The sequence below is a fragment of the Sphingopyxis sp. RIFCSPHIGHO2_12_FULL_65_19 genome (assembly GCF_001830555.1).
In the GTDB taxonomy this organism is placed as follows: Bacteria; Pseudomonadota; Alphaproteobacteria; order Sphingomonadales; family Sphingomonadaceae; genus Sphingopyxis.
Map to the genome: position 1 here is coordinate 22,749 of NZ_MIAM01000039.1, position 3,089 is coordinate 25,837.

The window sequence follows — 3,089 nt, forward strand, 5'->3', positions numbered from 1 at the left end:
CACAAAGCCTGTTCCGCCAGACCGTCGACCGGACGCCCGCGGGCGCGGCCTTCCTGCCGCCGATCATCCTTTGCGGCGACGGCCATGTCGCCGCGGTCCGCGACCAGATGGGCGTGCGCGAAGCCGCGCTGCTCGTTGAACCCGCACCGCGCAACACCGCCGCGGCCATCGCGCTCGCGGTGGCGTCGGTCGACGCCGATACGCTGCTGCTCGTGATGCCGAGCGACCATGTGATCGCCGATGTCGCGGCATTCCACGCCGCAATCGCCAAAGGCGCACACCTTGCGCAGCAGGACTGGCTCGTCACCTTTGGTATCACCCCCGACCGCCCCGAAACGGGCTTTGGCTACATCGCCGGCGGCGCCGCGCTCGGCATCGACGGCGACCATTGGGGCTTTGCGGTCGATCGCTTCATCGAAAAGCCGCCGCTCGCCGATGCCGAAGCGATGCTGGCGGCGGGCGGTTATAGTTGGAACGCGGGGATATTCCTGTTCCGTGCCGCACGGATGCGCGATGCGATGCTGACGCACTGCCGCGCGATTTTCGAGGCGGCCGACCGCGCCGTCGCGGCGGGAATGCGCGATGGCGACGCGCTCTATGCCGACGCGATCGAATTTGGCCGCGCCCCCGCCGATTCGATCGATTATGCCGTGATGGAAAAGGATGGCCGGGTCGCGGTCGTGCCTGCGTCGATGGGCTGGTCGGACGTCGGCAGCTGGCACACGCTCCACGCGCTGGGTGACAAGGACGCGGCGGGCAACGCGGTCGCGGGCGACGTATTCCTCCACGACAGTCGCGGCAATCTGGTCCGCGCGGGCGACAAACGCGTGTCGATCATCGGCATGGAGGGTGTCGCGGTCATCGTCGATGGCGACGATATTCTGGTGATGCCGCTCGATCGGTCGCAGGACGTTCGCCTGGCGGCCAAGGCGCGCGACTAGGGACAGGCCCCATTGATCGTCCAACCCGGCTCTTGCGCTGGCGGTGAGTTGCTATAACAATACACTCATTGGGCGCGGGCCTGTCCCCTGCCGACATTGATTTTTGGAGATTGCACCATGTTCGACCGTCGCACCCTGCTCGCCGCCGCGGCCGCCTCTTCGATGCTGGGCGCCGTGCGCGCCCCGGCGCGAGCGGCGCTTTCCGGCGCGCCCGACGGCGAAGGCGCCCGGCTGACCGCCATCTATGAGCGCATCTATGACATGCTGCTCGACCAGGACCCCGAATTTGCGACCTCGCTCGGCGCCGACAAGGGCGATCGCGCTGCGTCAAAGGCCAAACTCGCCGACCGTTCGCCCGCCGGGATCGCGCAGGGGCATGATCTATACCGCACCGGGCTCAAGGAACTGAAAAGCATCGACCCCGCGAAACTATCGGGCATGGACCTTGTCAATTACGAGACATTTCGCGGGCCGTGGGAAGATTATGTCAAGGCTTACGATAGTTTCTCTTACGGACTTCACAGCTGGCCTGAACCGCATCCGGTCACCCAGTTGAGCGGCACTTATCGTTCGATCCCCGATTTCCTCGTCAACCAGCACAGCATCGCGAACGCCGCCGACGCCGAAGCCTATCTTGCGCGCTGCGCCGATTTCGCGGTCCAGCTCGACAATGAAACGGGCCGGATCAAGGCCGACCATGCCGCGGGGATCATCCCGCCCGATTTCATCGTCGACCGTACGCTCGCGCTGTTCGACAAAATCTGGGCCCCCGCGCCCGACGCGAATAATCTGGTCACCAACCTTAAGGCGAAGACGGCGGATATTCCGGGCGATTGGGCAAAGCGATGCGCCACGCTGGTCGAAGGCAAAATTTATCCGGCGATGCGCCGCCAGGCGGCCGAACTCGCCGCCGTGCGCCCGCGCGCGACCCACGACGCCGGCGTCTGGCGCCTGCCCAGGGGCGACGAATATTATGCCTATGCGCTGCGCTTTGCGACGACGACGGGCATGTCGGCCGAGGAGGTGCACAAGCTCGGGCTCGACCGCATGGCGGCGCTGACAGCACGCGCCGACGCCATCTTCAAGGCGCAGGGCATGACCAAGGGGACCGTCGCCGAACGCATGCGCGAACTGGGCAAAGATCCGCGCTTCCTTTATCCCAACACCGACAAGGGCAAGGCCGACCTGATCGCCAAATTGAACGAGCAGATCCAGGAAATGCAGCGCCGCCTGCCCGAAGCCTTTGGCCGGTTGCCCAAGGCGAAATGCGACATTCGCCGCGTGCCGCCGGAAATCGAGGCCGGCGCGCCCGGCGGCTATTACCAGATCCCCGCGCTCGATGGCTCGCGCCCCGGCGCTTATTATATCAACCTGCGCGATACCGCCGAAAACCCGTCGTGGACGCTGCCGACGCTGACCTATCACGAAGCGACCCCGGGGCATCACCACCAGATCGCGCTGGCGCAGGAAGCGACAGGCATTCCGCGCCTTCGCCGCCTGCCCGCCTATTCGGTCTATACCGAGGGCTGGGGCCTTTATGCCGAACAGCTTGCCGACGAAATGGGCGTCTATGCAAACGACCCCTGGGGCCAGCTCGGCTATCTGCAATCCTATATGTTCCGCGCCGCGCGCCTCGTCGTCGACACCGGCCTTCACCATTATCGCTGGAGCCGCGAGAAGGCGATCGCCTATTATAATGACGCGCTCGGCACCCCCGAAGGGTCGAACGTCACCGAAATCGAACGTTATTGCGTGTGGCCGGGTCAGGCGACGAGTTACATGGTCGGCCAGACGCGCTGGGTGGCGATTCGTGAAAAGGCGAAGGCCGCGCTCGGCGACGCATTCGACCTGCGCGGTTTTCATGACACCGCGCTGGCGGCGGGCGCGATGCCGATCTCGGTCCTCGAATCGGTGATCGACCGCTGGACGGCCGCAGAAATGGCCTGATGCGAAACAGCGGTCGGCCTGCGACCGCGGCTGGGGTCAGCCCCCTTGGGACTCCGCGCTGCGCGGACCGATCGGCCCGGCGTGTGCGCCGATATCGGGGGCGTCGGGGTCGTTCATAATCCGGCGGCGCAGCACGTCCCAGTCGCCAAGGCGCCAGAAGGTCGGGCTGTCGCGTCCGACAATGCGGGGATGCTCCATCGC

2 protein-coding genes are annotated in these 3,089 nt (G+C 65.8%); both read left to right on the forward strand.

Features of this window, described 5'->3' with window-relative positions:
* The first annotated feature begins 53 nt into the window (after window positions 1–53).
* Window positions 54–941 carry a mannose-1-phosphate guanylyltransferase gene (locus tag A3E77_RS11465; protein ID WP_458574444.1) on the forward strand — a complete coding sequence of 296 codons (888 nt, stop codon included), beginning with the start codon at window positions 54–56 and terminating at the stop codon, window positions 939–941.
* A gap of 117 nt (window positions 942–1,058) precedes the next feature.
* Window positions 1,059–2,888, forward strand: a complete 1,830-nt coding sequence (locus tag A3E77_RS11470; protein ID WP_293645992.1) for a DUF885 domain-containing protein — start codon at window positions 1,059–1,061, stop codon at window positions 2,886–2,888.
* The last annotated feature ends 201 nt before the right edge of the window (window positions 2,889–3,089 follow it).